Origin of the sequence: Yoonia sp. 72, assembly GCF_034652275.1 — a bacterium.
Classification (GTDB): Bacteria; Pseudomonadota; Alphaproteobacteria; order Rhodobacterales; family Rhodobacteraceae; genus Yoonia.
The window spans coordinates 893,960-910,295 of record NZ_JAXIWG010000001.1; the positions used below are offsets into that span (position 1 = coordinate 893,960).

The 16,336-nt window shown below is 63.2% G+C and carries 14 protein-coding genes; 2 read left to right on the forward strand and 12 right to left on the reverse strand.

Annotation, left to right across the window (positions count from 1 at the left end):
• Position 1 precedes the first annotated feature (1 nt).
• The 11 genes from VCK47_RS04660 to xylF all read right to left on the reverse strand — a co-directional run bounded on the left by VCK47_RS04660 (position 2) and on the right by xylF (position 12,083).
• Positions 2-1,729: a SulP family inorganic anion transporter gene (locus VCK47_RS04660; protein WP_322889552.1), complete on the reverse strand. Its 1,728-nt coding sequence runs from the start codon at positions 1,727-1,729 to the stop codon at positions 2-4.
• Positions 1,730-1,788: 59 nt separating this feature from the next.
• Positions 1,789-2,001: a DUF2892 domain-containing protein gene (locus VCK47_RS04665; RefSeq protein WP_322889553.1), complete on the reverse strand. Its 213-nt coding sequence runs from the start codon at positions 1,999-2,001 to the stop codon at positions 1,789-1,791.
• Between the two features lie 80 nt (positions 2,002-2,081).
• On the reverse strand, positions 2,082-2,747 hold the full coding sequence (locus VCK47_RS04670) for a Crp/Fnr family transcriptional regulator (RefSeq protein WP_322889554.1): 666 nt from the start codon (positions 2,745-2,747) through the stop codon (positions 2,082-2,084).
• Positions 2,740-3,936, reverse strand: coding sequence for a glycerate kinase type-2 family protein (locus VCK47_RS04675; protein ID WP_322889555.1), 1,197 nt, complete (start codon positions 3,934-3,936; stop codon positions 2,740-2,742). The genes VCK47_RS04670 and VCK47_RS04675 overlap by 8 nt, the downstream gene beginning before the upstream one ends.
• The gene (locus VCK47_RS04680; protein WP_322889556.1) at positions 3,929-5,137 is read right to left on the reverse strand and encodes a hypothetical protein; all 1,209 of its coding nucleotides are present in this window, start codon (positions 5,135-5,137) and stop codon (positions 3,929-3,931) included. The genes VCK47_RS04675 and VCK47_RS04680 overlap by 8 nt, the downstream gene beginning before the upstream one ends.
• Positions 5,134-6,087, reverse strand: a complete 954-nt coding sequence (locus VCK47_RS04685) for a hypothetical protein (RefSeq protein WP_322889557.1) — start codon at positions 6,085-6,087, stop codon at positions 5,134-5,136. Before VCK47_RS04685 ends, VCK47_RS04680 begins: the two co-directional genes overlap by 4 nt.
• 60 nt (positions 6,088-6,147) lie before the next feature.
• Positions 6,148-7,449 (reverse strand): xylose isomerase, encoded by a 1,302-nt coding sequence (xylA, locus tag VCK47_RS04690; RefSeq protein ID WP_322889558.1) that lies wholly within the window; start codon positions 7,447-7,449, stop codon positions 6,148-6,150.
• Complete coding sequence (gene xylB / locus VCK47_RS04695) at positions 7,446-8,885, reverse strand: xylulokinase (protein ID WP_322889559.1); 1,440 nt, start codon at positions 8,883-8,885, stop codon at positions 7,446-7,448. Before xylB ends, xylA begins: the two co-directional genes overlap by 4 nt.
• On the reverse strand, positions 8,885-9,631 hold the full coding sequence (locus VCK47_RS04700; RefSeq protein WP_322889560.1) for an ATP-binding cassette domain-containing protein: 747 nt from the start codon (positions 9,629-9,631) through the stop codon (positions 8,885-8,887). The genes xylB and VCK47_RS04700 overlap by 1 nt, the downstream gene beginning before the upstream one ends.
• 1 nt (position 9,632) lies before the next feature.
• A complete protein-coding gene (locus tag VCK47_RS04705) occupies positions 9,633-10,928 on the reverse strand; it encodes a sugar ABC transporter permease (protein WP_322889561.1) in 1,296 nt (431 codons plus the stop codon).
• Positions 10,929-11,054: 126 nt separating this feature from the next.
• Complete coding sequence (xylF, locus tag VCK47_RS04710) at positions 11,055-12,083, reverse strand: D-xylose ABC transporter substrate-binding protein (protein WP_322889562.1); 1,029 nt, start codon at positions 12,081-12,083, stop codon at positions 11,055-11,057.
• Between the two features lie 211 nt (positions 12,084-12,294).
• Between xylF and VCK47_RS04715 the strand changes: the two genes are divergently transcribed.
• Together VCK47_RS04715 and VCK47_RS04720 are read left to right on the forward strand one after the other, a co-directional pair.
• Positions 12,295-13,560 (forward strand): ROK family protein, encoded by a 1,266-nt coding sequence (locus VCK47_RS04715; RefSeq protein ID WP_322889563.1) that lies wholly within the window; start codon positions 12,295-12,297, stop codon positions 13,558-13,560.
• Positions 13,557-15,044 carry a CRTAC1 family protein gene (locus tag VCK47_RS04720; RefSeq protein WP_322889564.1) on the forward strand — a complete coding sequence of 496 codons (1,488 nt, stop codon included), beginning with the start codon at positions 13,557-13,559 and terminating at the stop codon, positions 15,042-15,044. Before VCK47_RS04715 ends, VCK47_RS04720 begins: the two co-directional genes overlap by 4 nt.
• Here the strand turns inward: VCK47_RS04720 and VCK47_RS04725 are convergent.
• A complete protein-coding gene (locus VCK47_RS04725) occupies positions 15,015-16,328 on the reverse strand; it encodes a cytochrome-c peroxidase (protein WP_322889565.1) in 1,314 nt (437 codons plus the stop codon). The genes VCK47_RS04720 and VCK47_RS04725 overlap by 30 nt on opposite strands.
• Positions 16,329-16,336 lie beyond the last annotated feature (8 nt).

Sequence of the window (16,336 nt, forward strand, 5' to 3'; positions counted from 1 at the left end):
CTTAGCTTTCAACAGCCGGACCCAACACCCCCTGCACCGCGTCATATTGCGACAAGAACACGCGGCCGGTCAGCTGGTGCAGGAAATGCTGTTCCGTCAGACGGTCCATCACGGGGCCTTTCACCTCTGACAGATGCAGTTTCACGTCCATCTCGCGCAGCCGCTCGTTAATCGCCTCGAGCGATTCCAGCGCGCTGAAGTCGATCTCGTTGATGGCGGAACATTGCAGGATCACGTGCCGCACCTCTTTGTCCCCCGCGACGCGCGCCTGAATCCGGTCCTCCAGATAGCGGGCATTCGCGAAATAGAGGCTTTCATCCACCCGCAGCGTCACGATGCTGGGATGGGTGATGACCTTGTGGCGCAGGATATTGCGGAAATGTTCGGTCCCCGGCACCTGCCCCACTTCGGCGATATGGGGCTTGGACGAACGGTAAAGATGCAGCAGCACCGACAGTAGCACGCCTGCGGAAATCCCCGCCTCCACGCCCAGCGCCAAGGTCAGCAGGATCGTGATGGCGACGGCTGCGAAATCACCGCGGTTATAGGCCCAACTGCGTTTGAGGATCGAGAAATCCACAAGGCTCAGCACCGCCACGATGATCGTCGCGGCCAAGGTCGCAGTCGGCAGGAAATAGATCAGCGGCGTCAGAGCAACAGCCGCAATCGCAAGCCCGACGGCGGTGAACGCCCCCGCAGCCGGTGTCGCCGCCCCTGCGTCGAAGTTCACGACCGAGCGGGAAAAACCACCCGTCACCGGAAAACCACCCGTCAGCGATGCGCCGATATTGGCGGCCCCCAGCCCGATCAACTCCTGATCGGGGTCGATGCGCTGGCGTTTCTTGGCGGCGAGCGTTTGCGCCACGGAAATCGATTCCACAAAGCCGATGATCGAGATCAGGAAAGCGGGCAGCAGCAACTGCCCCAGCAAAGCGGGCGAAAAGGATGGCAGCGTGAACGGCGGCAGGCTTTGCGGCACATCGCCCACGATCTTGACGCCGCGCGCGTCCAGCCCCCAGTACCAGACCGCCGCCGTGGTCGACACGACCACCACGATGGGGCCGAGTTTCACCAGAAACCCCGTCAGCCCCGCGCCAAGGCCAAGCTTGGTCAGCACTGGCTTCAACCCCTTGCGTACCCAGAACAGGAATGCGGTCGCCAGCACGCCGATCAGCGCGGTGATCCAGTTGATGCCACCCAGATTTGTCGCCAACGAGATCAACAGGTCCAATAGGTTATGCCCGTCCGCACTGATGCCCAAAATATGTTTCAACTGGCTTGCCGCAATGATGATGCCCGACGCCGTGATGAACCCCGCGATCACCGGATGCGACAGGAAATTCGCTACGAACCCCAGCCGGAACAACCCCATCGCCACCAGAATGACACCGGACAAGCCCGCCAAGGACAGGGCGGCCACGGCATAGCCCATGGTGCCTTGCTCGACGATATTGCTGAGTGCGGCCGCCGTCATCAGCGACACAACCGCGACGGGACCCACGGCCAAGCTGCGGCTGGTGCCGAACACGGCATAAAGCATGATCGGCACGATCGAGGCATAGAGCCCCGCCTCGGCCGGAAGCCCCGCCAGCAGCGCATAGGCCAGCGATTGCGGGATCAGCATGATCGTGACGATAAAGGCCGCGGTCAGGTCGTTGCCAAGGTTGGAACGGGTATAATCCCGCCCCCATGACAGGATGGGCAGGTAACGGGTCAAACGGGTATTCATCAGTTTCTGGCCAGTTGGGCCGCTTGCAGGGGCTGCAAGCGGACAGGTTTATCGCAAGATCAGACCTTGCAGGTGCGCACACCCAGAACGGAATAGAGCGGGCAGGACCGCGTCGCTGCGACCCCCAGCATCACCAAGCCTACCACGACAGAGATGATCGTGGCGAGCGTGCTGTCGAACAGCGCCATGCCACTGACGAACGGCAGGGCCAAAAGGACGATTCCCACGATACCGCGGATCATCCGGTCGATATTGCCAACATTTACAGTCATTTCAGAGGCTCCTTCATCAAGCTGCCCCCTCTCTACCGCGACCCTGCGCCCTGCGACGGTGACAATGTCACCAAGCCGCGTCAGCTATGATGCCGCGCCAGTTGTTCCAGCCCCGCGCGGTCGCTGATCGCAACCGACCCGCGCGCCTGCGCGATCCAGCCACGGCGCTGGAATTCCTGCAACTGGCGCGACACGACCTCGCGCGCGGTGCCCAGTTCAACGGCAAGTTTCTGGTGCGTCGTGGCGACGGTATCTTCGCCATGGGACAGCTTTAGCAGGGTATCGGCCAGACGGACGTCAATGCGCTGGAAGGCCACGGTGTCGATCATCAAAAACAGGTCAGTGATCCGCTTGGAAAAGGCGGCAAAGACAAAGCTGCGGAAAGACTTGGATTGCGCGACCAGATCGTCGAACACGTCGCGCGGGATGGCGGCGGCTTGCACATCGGTTTCGGCGATCCCTTCGGCAGCATAATCGTCGTAGGCCAAAAGACACGCCGTGGTCAGCACACAGCTTTCGCCCGCGGTGATCCGGTAAAGCACGATATCATGCCCGCTTTCGGACACCTGTTGCACCCGCACCACCCCGTCGAGCAGGAAGAGCATGTTTTCCGGAGATTTACCGGGGCCGAAGATCACGCTGCCTTCGGGTGCCGCGATGATTGCGCTGCGCGCAAGCAGCAGGTCGCGCACGGGCTGTTCCAGCCGCGCGAGCCCTGCAAAGCGGTCAAGCCATGTCTCAGCCATCCACCTGCCCCCGGATCAGCACACCCAGATCGGCAACATTCGTGCCTGTGGCCCCTGTCATCAGCAACCCATCCGCCTGCGCCAATGCGGCATAGCTGTCGTTGTTGGCCAAAAGCCCTTCCAGATCGTCGATCTTCGCCAGCGTGTCCTGATCGACGATCCCGCCTGCGGCATCGGTCGGCCCGTCGCGCCCGTCGCTGCCGCCTTGCAGGCAGGTCCAGTCGCGCCAGCCACGTCTTTGTGCCTCCAGCGCGATGCGCAAAGCCAGTTCCTGATTGCGCCCGCCGCGTCCCGTGCCTTGCAGCACCACCGTGGTTTCCCCGCCCCAGAGCGTGATACCGGGGCGCGCCTGATCGCAGATCAGCGTCGCGGCATCCGACACGTCGCCTGTGACAGGTTCGGGGATGACAAAGGCCCCACCTGCTGCCTGCGCCATGGCGGCGACGCTTTGGCCATTCGATCCGATCAGGATGTTGCGCGCGGCGGGCAGGTCCGGCACGGGTCGGGCCTGCCCCAGATGGTCGCGCACGGCGGGCGGCACGCGGTCCCAGAGGTCCGCATTCCGCAACAGCGTCACCGCCTGCGCCGCTGTGCCGATGGGTGGTGCTGTCGGCCCGCTGGCAATCGCGCTCAGATCGTCGCCCACCACATCGGACAGGATCAGCGCCGTGACAGGGTGCGGGGCCGCATGGCGCAGCATCCCCCCGCCCTTGAGGTCCGAGAGTTGCTGGCGGATCAGGTTCATGTCGCGGATATCAAGGCCCGATCCCAGCAACAGCTCGTTGACCGCGATCTTGTCGGCCAGCGTCAACGAACCGCCAGGCGCAGGCAGCAAGGCAGACCCGCCGCCCGAGATCAGCGCCAGCACCGGACCTTTCGCATCACGCAAGGCTGCGATCACGGCCTTCGCAGCGGCTGCGCCGTTGTCATCCGGCACCGGATGCCCTGCGGCAAGCACCTGCGCCCCATCAAGCGGCTCGGCGTTTTCGTAATTGGTGACAACGATGGAAGGCACGCCCGCAAACCGCGCCAAGGCCGCCTGAGCCATGCCCCGCGCGGCCTTGCCCACGGCGACGATCAGCGCGGGCTTTGCGACCTGATCCAGATGCCGCGTGACCGCCCCGACAGGATCGGCCGCCCGCACCCCAGCCGCGAAAATCCGCCGCGCAGTATCTTGCCTGTCATCCATCCCTTGCCTCCGCCTTGCGCGCCAGCAGCGCCGCCATCCGCTGGACGACCTGCAATTCCAGTTCCGCCGCAGGCGACAGACCCAGTGACGGCATTGAAAGCGCAATCAACACCTTCGGGCGCGGCATGGCAAGGATGACATGGGTTGCGGCATAGCGGTCGAACAGCCATGCGATGTGATCGTCGGCCACAGGGCCAAGGGCGGGCGGATCGTTGCGCCGCAACACGGGCGCTGCGGCAAAGATCCGGTCCAACACATCATCCTGCAGACCCGACAGGCTCGCCTCGTTGACAACAACCGCGCCTTCGACCAGCGGATGGCTTTGCAGATCGCGCAGGAACACCATCGGATCGTCGGTCTGCGCGGTCGCCAGATAGCGCAGCAGGACAAGGCTCTGGTCTTCCTGCAGCAAGGCACGCGCGTCGTTCAGGATTGCCACGACAAAAAGGGTCGTCATGATCGCCGCGATACATAAAATGCTGCCGTCCCAGCCCAGTTGCGCCAGAAAGCCGATCATGCCGCCCACGGCCACGGCAGCGGCGATCATCACACCCAGATTGGTCAGCGTCGCCGCATGGCCCTGATGCGTGCGCCCCAGCCCGATGGCAAGCCAGCACAGGATCAGCACCCCAAGGGCCGAAAACTGGATCGGCAGGCCGATGTAAAGCAGCAGGAAATCCCCCGCAGCCAGCGGGATGAACAACAAAAGCGACAGGCCCAACCGCACGACCATGGCATTCTCGGACCGTGACAACTGGCTTTTGTCGCGGGTAAGAACCATCCAGCCCGACAGAAGGAACCCGAGGGTCTGGAACCCCAGAAGCGCAAACAGGCGCGCGGGGTCGATGGTATCGGCATACCACAGCGACGACAGGCCGAACACGACCGCCCCGCCCCCGATCACCAGCTTGATCGCGGGTGGCGCATGGCGGCGCAGCAGACCTTCGGTCAGCAACAGCACACCCAGCGGGATCAGCGCGGCGGCCAGCAGCACAAGGATGCGGAAGGCCTCGATCCCCGTCATGGCGACAAGGATACGGCCGATGAACAGCAACATCGTCGCGCGGATGCCGAACAGGAACCGGCGGTTGATCGGGTCCCACGGGTCGCGGCGGACCAGCACCCCTTGCAGCACGAACAATCCGACAAGGGCGGCTGCCGACAGGAATAGCTGGATCATGACGGTGGCGGCGACAATCACGGCGCGCGGTCCTTATAGGGGCGCAGCGTGGCCCAAGCCCGCGTGCTGTCGGCCCAATAGACGGCAGGCAGGATCACACGCCGCAGACCGACCAGAGCCGCCGTCACCAAGAGGCCCAGCACGGCGGATTTCGGCACTTCGCGTGACAGGTAGGTCCGCATCGCGGCAAGGTCCATCCGCCCCAGTTGCAGCACGTCATCGCCCCGGTCGTAATCCAGCATCGCGGCGCAAAAGGCGTTATAGCTGTCGTCGCGGTGTTTCGGTGCGGCGTCCCATGTCTTTTTGAGATCATCCGATCCGCCGGTATAGGCGTTCTCGATCACAAAGCGGTCCTCGTCGAAGGTGGCATCGGGGCCGACACCGAACACATGCCGCTGCCCGTCCATGATCTGACGCGCCAGCAGCAGGTGATTCAGCGTGCGCCGCCCCGCCTGCGGTCCGGGCCAGACGTCGGAAAACATGCCCGACACCATGCCGACAACGGCGGGCACCTGCGTGACGTTGGATATCCAGACAGGCCGGAACTGGCGGCGGAAGAACACCAGAAAACAGGTCAGACCATAGAGAACCCACGACAGGTTCTTGGACCGCTCGTCAGGGTCGACCATGACAAGGCCCAGATGCAGCACCTCGGTCGGATGCGGGCCTGTGTCGATCTGCATGATGGCAAGCGCGTTGAACGCGATGGGAGTGCCGTCCGCGCGGCAGACCAGCGTGATGATGACATCGCCCATGCGGGCCTTGTCGCCGGAAAAGACGCCGTATGTCAGCCCGCCCGCAGGCAGGGTGCGGGCGGCGATGGTGCGCAACTGGGCAGAGAGATCAGCCAGCGCCCCATCTTCCATCCAGCGCCCCGGCCGTTCGACAATCCGCACGTTATGGCCTGCGCCGGTGCGCAGGGACACATCCATGAAGCTGCGCCCAAGCGCCTTGAAAATCGTGCGGATCATGCTGTTACGCCTGCAAGGGTGCCGCTGACACTAGCAGCACCCCGCAGGCGCACAAGGTTTTTACAGGTAGCGATTGACCAGATTTTCCAGCCGTTCCTGACGGCCCGAGCGTGGTTCGGGGTTGATCCCTTCGGACTGGACCTTGGCGGTAATGCTGTCGAGATCGCTGGACAAAAGCGCCTTGCCAGCCTCTGTGTCCCAGCCGGCGTAACGGGCGTTGCGCGCGGCTTCCAGCTTGCCATCTTCCAGCATCCGAGCGGCGGCTTTCAGACCCGCAGCACAGGCATCCATGCCGCCGACATGCGCAAGGATCAGATCCTCGGCATCAAGGCTCTGGCGGCGCAGTTTGGCGTCGAAGTTGGTGCCGCCCGTGGTGAACCCGCCTGCACGCAGCACCTCGTAATAGGCCAGCGCCATTTCGGGTACGTTGTTCGGGAACTGGTCGGTATCCCAGCCGGACTGGTAATCGTTGCGGTTCATGTCGATGGACCCGAAAATCCCCAATTCCCGCGCCATCGCCAGCTCATGTTCAAACGAATGGCCCGCCAGAATGGCGTGACCCTGTTCGATGTTCATCTTGACCTCGCCTTCCAACCCGAATTCCTTGAGGAACCCGTAAACGGTGGCGACATCGTAGTCATACTGGTGCTTGGTCGGTTCCTGCGGCTTGGGTTCGATCAGGATCGCGCCTTTAAAGCCCATCTTGTGCTTGTAATCGACGACCATCTGCAGCATCCGCCCCGCCTGCGCGCGTTCGCGGCCCATGTCGGTGTTCAAAAGCGTCTCATAGCCTTCGCGCCCGCCCCACAGGACATAGTTTTCGCCGCCCAGTTTCATGGTCGCGTCCATACAGGTCTTGATCGTCGCGGCCGAAAACGCGAACACATCAGGATCAGGGTTCGTCGCCGCCCCCGCCATGAACCGGCGGTGCGAAAACAGGTTGGCCGTGCCCCAGAGCAGCTTGACGCCGGTCGCTTCCATCTTGGCCGCGAAGTACTCGACGATTTCTTCCAGATTGCGGGTATTTTCCGCAAAGCTGTTCCCTTCGGGGCGCACATCGGCGTCGTGGAAACAGAAGTAAGGCACGTTCAGGATCTGGAACATCTCGAAGGCGGCATCGGCCTTCATCTTGGCCGCATCCATGCTGTCGCCGAACCAAGGGCGGTCAAAGGTCTGCCCGCCGAACGGGTCACCGCCCGGCCATGCAAAGGAATGCCAATAGGCGGCGGCGAAACGCAGGTGATCCTTCAGCGTCTTGCCCATGACCACTTCGTCGGGGTTGTAATGGCGGAAGGCGAAGTCGTTGTCGCTGTCCGGCCCTTCGTAGGTGATGGCGGGGATGCCTTTGAAGAAATCGGTCATGATAGTCCTTTCAGAGCGGTATAGCTCGCGCGGTAGCGCGCATGGGCCTCGGCAAAGGCCGCGGTCAGTTTGGTGTCGGGGTCAATCGTGCGGGCGATTTTGGGAGCCGTGGCAATCTCGGCCCCTGCCCCCGTTGCGGCCATCAGGCCAAGGCGGGCAGCACCAAAAGCGCCGCCGAAATCACCCGCGACAGGCAATTCGATCGGCAGGTCGAGCGATGTGGCAATCGCCTGCACCCAGTAATCCGACCGCGACCCGCCACCCACGGCGATCAGGCGGTTGATTTTCGTGCCGGTGCTGGTCAGCGCATCATGGCAATCGCGGATTGCATGGGTCACGCCTTCCAGCACAGCCCGCGCCATCGCCTTGGTATCTGTCGCGTGATCCAGATGCAGGAACGCACCACGGATTGCTGCATCGTTATGCGGGGTCCGTTCGCCGCCCAAGTACGGCAGGAACAGCGGCTTGCCGGGGGCCTGCAACGCGCCCAGACTGCCGGTCAGCGTCGCGGCGGGTTTGTCCGCAACCTTCGCAAACCAGTTCAGCGCATCGGCAGCGGCAAGGATCACGCCCATCTGGTGCCATGTGTCGGGCAAGGCATGGCAGAAGGTATGCACGGCACTGGCGGCATCGGGGTTATAGGCATCGCTTGCGGCGAACAGCACACCCGATGTACCAAGCGAGACGAAAGCGTCGCCCGCCTTGACCACACCCACACCGACCGCACTGGCCGCATTGTCGCCACCGCCACCCGCCACGACCACGCCACGCGGCAGGCCCCAACGGGTTGCCAGCGCATCACGGACCTGCCCCGACACTTCGGACCCTTCCACCAGACGCGGCATCTGCCCACGGCTGAGGTTCGTCGCGGCGAGCAGGTCATCCGACCAGTCGCGTTTGGCGACATCAAGCCAGCTAGTGCCTGCGGCATCCGACATTTCCGCGACAGCCTCGCCCGTCAGCCAGAGGCGCAGGTAATCCTTGGGCAACAGCACGCGGGCGACACGCGCAAAGATCGCGGGTTCATACTTAGCCACCCAGGCAAGTTTTGGCGCGGTGAAGCCCGGAAACACGATATTGCCCGTCAGCGCGCGGAACCGTGGGTCGGCGTCCAGTGCGGCAGCCTCGACTGCAGAGCGGGTGTCGTTCCACAGGATGCAGGGCCGCAGCACCTGATCCTCGTCATCCAGCAAGGTCGCGCCGTGCATCTGGCCGGACAGACCGATGGCCTTGACCCCCGCCAGCGGCACCTGCGCACCAAGCTCGCGCATCACTGCATCGGTGGCGTCCAGCCATGTGGCAGGCGCCTGTTCGGACCAGCCGCTTTCGGGGCGTACGGCCTCCAGCGGTGCGGAGGCTTCTGCCAAAATCGCCTGATCGTCACCGATCAGAACAGCCTTGAGGCCCGATGTCCCCAGATCAAGCCCGATATACATCAGGCGGCCTGTTTCGGGTTCTTGCCCAGAATGATCATCGACAGGATGTCATCCTCGGTCACATCCTCGACCCGTTCGGTGCCGACGACCTGCCCGTTCTTCATCACGGACACACGGTCGCAAAGCTCCATCATCTCGCGCGTGTCGTGGCTGATCAGGAAGATGCCCAGACCCTGCGCTTTCAGTTCCTTGATGAGGTCCGCAACCATCTTGGTCTCATGCACGCCCAATGCGGCGGTCGGTTCGTCCATGATGAGGATCTTGGCCTGGAAATAGACCGCCCGCGCAATGGCGACCGACTGGCGTTGACCGCCCGACAGGGCCGACACGGGTTCTTTCAGCTTTTTGAAATTCGGGTTGAGCCGCGCCATGATCTCGCGCGTCTCTGCCTCTTGCCGCCCGTCATCGACGAAACCGAATGGCGTGGTCAGTTCACGGCCCAGAAACAGGTTCGATGCCGCATCAAGGTTATCGGCCAGTGCCAGCGTCTGGTAGATCGTCTCGATATTGTGGTCGCGGCTGTCGCGGGGCGACTGGATATTGGCCTTTTTGCCGTCGATCCAGATCTCGCCGCTATCGGCCTTGTAAGCGCCCGACAGGATCTTGATCAGCGTCGATTTGCCCGCACCGTTGTGACCCAGAAGCCCAACAACTTCACCCGGGTACAGGTCGATACTGACATGGTCCACCGCCTTGATCCCGCCGAACGAGATCGAGATATCTTTCATCTGCACCAGAGGTGTCATGTTATTTCGCTCCCGAATATTTGCGGTACTGGATGTCGATCCAGACGGCGAGGACCAGCACAAGGCCCACAACAATGTTCTGATAAGGTGCGTCCACACCGACCATCGCCATGCCCGATTGCAGCGACTGCATGATCAGCGCGCCGATGATCGCCCCGTAGATCGTGCCGATCCCGCCCGCGAGTGCTGTGCCACCGATGACGGCCGCCGCGATGACGCGCAATTCGTCCAGCGTGCCGATGTCGTTGGTGTGATACCCCAGACGGGCCGAGGCGACGATGCCGCCCAGCGCGCAAAGCATGCCGACGATGGCGAAAATCTTGACGGTCAGCAGCTTCGTGTTGATGCCCGATAGTTCCGCCGCATCAGGGTTTCCGCCCGTGGCAAAGATATAGCGGCCAAGGCGCGTGCGCTGCGCGATCACGGTCATAACGACGGCAACGGCAATCAGCAGCAGCACGGAGTAAGGGATACCGTATCCGGCGGTGCAGCCGTCAGCGGCGGCACAGCCCCAGCGTTCGAATTCACGTGCGATCACGCGGTCGGGCACGGCATAGGCGTTCAGCACGGCAACAAAGCCGAGGATTGCCGCGACCACGACACCGATCACGACGACTTCGGCCCACATCGGCTTGACCGCGAAGCCGTGGCCGATCTTGGTCCGCCGCGCGAGCAGCAGCCCGATTGCGGCAGCAGCCGCGGCCAGCAGACCGACAACCCAGCTCCAGAAGATGCCCAAGGTGCCGTTGATGCCGCCGAAGAGCATATAGGTCTGGTCCAGCGGCCCGATGGTCTGCCCGTTGGTCAGGTGCCACGCGACGTTCCGCCAGATCAGCAGACCGCCCAGCGTCACGATAAAGGCAGGGATCATCTGGTAGCCGACCAGATAACCCTGAAACGCCCCGATCAACGCGCCGGTCAGGATGCCCGCAGCGATTGTGATCCAGGGGATCATCGGATGCCCGATTTCCAGCCCGAATATCTGCGGCAGGATTTGGGTCTGGGTGATCGCCATGACCGCCGTGGTCGTGGCCAGCAGTGCGCCGACCGACAGATCAATGTGACGTGTCACGATCACGAACACCATGCCGGTCGCCATGATCGCCACGGATACGGTCTGGATCGAGAGGTTGAAAATGTTGCGCGGTGTCAGGAACCGCTGGTCCGACCACAGATGGAACACAACCCAGATCAGGAGCAGCGCCCCGATCATGCCAAGCAGGCGGGTATCCACCTCGAGCGTTTTGAGCAGAGACCGGCGCGCGGCGGGCGCAGTGGTCGCGGTTTGATCAGACATAACTTTGCTCCATCGCAGCCAATTGCGCAGGGTCAGCGGCCAACGGTTTGCATGAAAAGGAAAAGGGGAGGCCCCTGCATCCACGGCAGGGGCCAGAGGCGGCGGGACAGGCCCGCCACCATCATCTTAGTTACAAGGTGCCGGACCTGCGGTCACACCCTGGCACAGGGCCTCGACAGTGATCCAGCCCGCGTCGGTGACGTCGGTCAGGTTGTCAGCGGTCACAGGGACAGGTGCCAGGAAGATCGCCGTCATCTCGGTGCCGGCAGGCGATGTCCATGTCTGGCTGCCTTCGACAGCGGACATGTCGCCGTCATTACCGGCCAGTGCGACAGCGATTTCACCTGCAGCACGGCCCAGATCACGGGCGTCTTTCCAGACCGACACGGTCTGCGTGCCAAGGGCCACACGGTTCAGTGCGGCATGGTCGCCGTCCTGACCGGACACGGGGATGCCTTCGAGACCCTGTGCTGTCAGTGCCGCCACAACACCACCGGCGGTGCCGTCGTTGGAGGCGACAACCGCGTCAACCGCGTTGTCGTTGGCGGTCAGGATCTGTTCCATGTTGCGCTGTGCGTTCGCAGGCAGCCAGCCATCGGTATAGGCTTCGGCCACAATCGTGATCGCACCGCTGTCGATGGCTTCCTGCAGCACTTCCTGCTGGCCGCCACGCAGGAAATCCGCGTTCGGGTCGGTGGGCGAGCCTTTGATCATGACGTAGTTGCCGCTTGGTGCCTGTTCCAGCACGGCGCGGGCCTGCATCCGGCCAACTTCGACGTTGTCGAAAGTCAGATAGAAGGCGCGGCTGTCCTCGATCAGACGGTCATAGGCCACGACAGGGATGCCTTCGTTGGCGGCAGCTTCGATTGCTGGCCCGATAGCGGCGCTGTCCTGTGCCAGGATGATCAGCGCGTCAACGCCTTGGGCGATCAGGCTTTCGACATCCGACAACTGCTTGGCCGAGGACGACTGCGCGTCGGCGGACACATAGGTCGCGCCAGCGGCTTCAAGCGCTGCGCGAATCGCGGCTTCGTCAGTCTTCCAGCGCTCTTCCTGAAAGTTGGACCAGCTGACGCCGACCGTCAGGTCCTGTGCCAGTGCGGCAGAGTTGAAGCCAGCGACAGCAATCGCGGCAGCGATAATGGATTTATGCATGTTTTCCTCCCAGAAATGCGGCCCTCATGCAGTGAGGGTGTGGGCTTGCGAGCCCTACGGTATTCAAAATGCCATATTAAATTCAGTTGTCAAAATAAAAATCGCGCAGTTTGTGAAAAATCAGGCTTGATACAGCGCAATATTCGGGCAGTCTGTGAACACCCCGGGTTTTGGCGCGCCGATCGCCCGTTAATAATTCAAGGGCTGAACTATGTATGATGAAATCTCGGCCAGCGGCGACGAATCGCCAGTGGTATCAGGCTGCGGCCCATTGTTGCCGACCGCCAGCGCCTCTGCAAAGCCTCTGCGCCAGCAGATTTTCGAACATGTCCGCGGAGCGGGACGCGCTGCGCGCACCGACGTCACCCGCGCTTTGGGAATCAGTGCAGGGTCCGCCACGACGTTGACAGCCGACCTGATAGCCGCAGGTTTCCTGCGCGAGGTTGAAGGCCTGCCGCGCGAAACAGGGCGCGGCCGCCCCCCTGTGGCGCTCGAGGTTGTGTCAGAGGCCTGCCATGTCATCGGCATCAAACTGTCCGACGAAGTGCATTCCGCAGTGCTGACCGATTTTTCGGGGCAGATGCTAGCCGATGCCACCTTACCCACACCCCCGACCCGCAAAAACCTTGATGATCTGCTGGATGAGATCGGCGTGCTGGTCGGGCTTGTGCTGCAAGGCAGCGGCAAGGGTATGTGCAACATCGCTGCCGTGGGGATCGGCCTGTCGGGGATCGTGGATCACCACACCGGCACCGTGCCGTGGTCGCCGCTGCTGGCGGATCGCGACATGGACATCGCCACTGCCTTTTGCGCGCGCTTCGGCGTGCCGCTCTATCTCGACAATGACGCGAACGTGTTGACGCTGGCGGAACTCTGGTTTGGCGCGGGTAGGTCAATGACCGATTTCGCGGTCGTGACCATCGAACACGGTGTCGGCATGGGGCTGGTGCTGGACAACCGGCTGTTTCGCGGATCCCGCGGCATGGGGCTGGAACTGGGCCACACCAAGGTGCAGCTTGACGGAGCGCTTTGCCGTTGCGGCCAGCGCGGCTGTCTGGAAGCGTATCTGGCCGATTACGCCCTAGCCCGCGAAGCCGCGACAGCCCTGCACCGCAACCCGCGCAACCTGCAAAGCCCCAATGCGATGCTGGATGCCCTGTTTGCACAAGCCAAAGGCGGCAACGAGGCCGCGCGCACGATCTTCCGCCGTGCAGGGCGGTATCTGTCGGTCGGGCTGGCCAATGTGATCCAGCTGTTCGATCCCGAACTGATCATTCTGTCGGGCGAGCGGATGCAATACGACTACCTTTATTCCGACGAGGTGCTGGCCGATATGCGCAAGCTGACGTTGAATGACGGGCGCGAGGCTTGCCGGATCGAGATTCACGCCTGGGGCGATCTGGTCTGGGCGCGGGGCGCATCGGCGTTGGCGCTGGCGGCGGTCACCGACAAGATCATGGGCGAGGCGCGGGCATGATCCGTGCGCTGGTGCTGTGCCTGCTGGCGGGTCAAGCGGCGGCTAGCCCCGTGTTCGAGGACCGCTCGGACGCGCTTCCCACCCATATCTACGACGGTGGGTGGGAACATTTCGTGGGCGGCGGCGTGGCTGTTTTCGACTGCGATGACAATGGCTTGCCTGATATCTTTGCCGCTGGCGGTGAAAACGCTGCCATCTTGCTGCGCAACGAGGGTGATTTCACCTTTACCCCAGTCCCGATCCCCGCGTTGACCGGCGTGACAGGCGCTTATCCCATCGACATCGACGCCAACGGCGCGATGGACCTGTTCGTGATGCGCGTCGGCCCGAATGCCGTGCTGCGCGGCGATTTCGACTGCGGCTTTACTGATGCCACCGCCGACTGGGGGATTCCCGCAGGCGATCAGTGGACCACGGCCTTTACCGCGTGGTGGGACTACGACGGCAGGCCGATGATGGCCGTCGGCAATTATGTGGACCGCACCAACCCCGACGGCCCGTTCGAGGCTTGCGACACCAACCAGATCCTGACCCCCGTGGCGGATGGTTACCTCAGCACGGACCTGACGCCGGGGTTCTGCCCGCTGTCGATGCTGGCGGCGCAGGATGCGCGCGGGCGGCTGACGCTGCGGCTGTCGAACGACCGGCATTACTATGTGCGCGGCGGGCATGAGCAGATGTGGGACAACGCTGATGCGCGGTTTCTGGGGGCCGAGGACGGCTGGCAGAACGTCTCTCTGTGGGGGATGGGCATTGCCAGCCGCGACCTGACAGGCAATGGCCGCGATGACGTGATGCTGACCTCGATGGGGGACCAGTTGCTGCAACTGGCGCAGGAAGATGGCACCTATGCCAATGCGCCCTACAGTATCGGGACCTATGCCCAGCGCCCGCATACCGGCGATGACGGGCGGCCGTCGACCGGCTGGCACGCGGAATTCGCCGATGTGGACAATGACGGCCGCGCCGATCTGTTCATCGCCAAAGGCAACGTCGACCAGATGCCGGGGCTGGCGATGGCGGACCCTAACAACCTGTTGATGCAGCAGGCCGATGGCACTTTTGTCGAGGCCGCGCTGACCGCAGGCATTGCCACCACCGCGCGATCACGCGGGGCGGCCTTGGCCGATTTCGACGGCGACGGGCGGCTGGACCTGATCGTCGTCAACCGCCGTGCGCCCTTGGAGATTTACCGCAACGTGACCGAGAACGCGGGCAATTGGGTCAGTCTTTCTCTGGTGCGCTCGGGCGGCAACCGCAATGCGATCGGCGCTGTCGTGACGGTCACAACCGACAGCGGGGTGCAAAGCCAGCAGAACACCATCGGCGGCGGTCATGCGGGCGGCAAGGCGCTGCCGCTGCATTTCGGGCTGGGCGATGCGGACCGCGCGACCGTTACCGTGACATGGCCCGATGGCAGGCTAAGCACACATGAGGTGCAGGCGAATACCGCCTCAACCCTCTGGCATCCGCGCGACCGTTAGGCCGCTTGGCACCGCATCGGGGATGCCCAGAACGCCGGTCTTGGCGTTGGGGTCGGTCAAACTATCCAGAAAGGCTAACAATGCGGCCAGACCTTCATCGTCGCGTGTGACCGGCACAACCGTCACCGCCGCCGCAATCGCCGCATTGTCGGCCAGCCCGCGCGTGTCATCGACCGGCAGGTCGGGCAGCAGCGCAAGGTCAAGGCTGTAAGCCTCCAGCGCCGCCACCGGATCAAGATGCGCGATCAGGAAATCACGCAGATCGGCATAGGCGCCGGAATGCCCGTAAGGGCCGGTCAGCGCCACATTGCGCAGGCTGGGCGTGCGGAAGGCGTAAAGGTCTGCCGGATTGCCCGTCACACGGTAGCGGCCAAGGTCGCTGGCGTGGCTTTCGAACCGTTCGGCCTTGCCCGGCCCGATCTGCGGAACGCCCATCGCGTGAAACTGGTGGTCGGTCAGGAAAGGACCGGCATGACAGGACACGCAGCCTGCCTCGCCGTAAAACAGCGCCATGCCGGTGGCGGCGGGCTCGGGCAAGGTCGCCTCGCCGCGCAGCACGGCGTCAAAGGGCGCATTGTCGGACCGCCATTCCAGTTCCATGAATGCCGCGACTGCGTTGGAAATGTCGGTGAACCCGATCTGGTCGGGCGTTTCGATATGGTCATAGACCGCGATGAAACGATCGGCATAGGCCGGAATATCCGCGACACGTTTGGCGATGATGTCCCAAGCTCCGCCCTCGCCGGTAATCGTGCCGCGCCGGACAGCCTGGGCCACGTCGTTTTCACTGTAATGGCCCGCCATCTCATCGGCGGACAGCACCGGAAACATCGTTTGCGCCGACAGAAGCGAGGCAAAGCCTGTCACCATATCGTCCGCCAGCGGCGTGCGCAGACCGCCAGGGCGGTCGGGGTCCACCTCGATCCGGCCATCGTGGAAGAGCACGGTGAATTCACGCGCCCCGAGGTTGAACAAGGCGGGCGAATTGCGCGGGATGCGCTGTTCGGGCCGGTTGGCTGGGTCGGCCACGCGGTCGGGGCCCAGCCCCTTGCCGCCATCGCCCAACCCCAGCGACAGCCCGTCGCTGGTGCCAAGGGCGGGATGATGGCAGGTCGCGCAAGATACGTCGCGGTTGCCCGACAGGATCGGATCATAAAAGAGCAGCTGGCCCAGTTCCGCCTCGGCGCGGTTGACGGGCATGAAATGCGCATCCGTCAGGGGCGGCGGCAAATCCTGCGCAGCGGCACTGCCCGCCATCACGGCAAAACCTATAACCAGACGCATGTGATCCC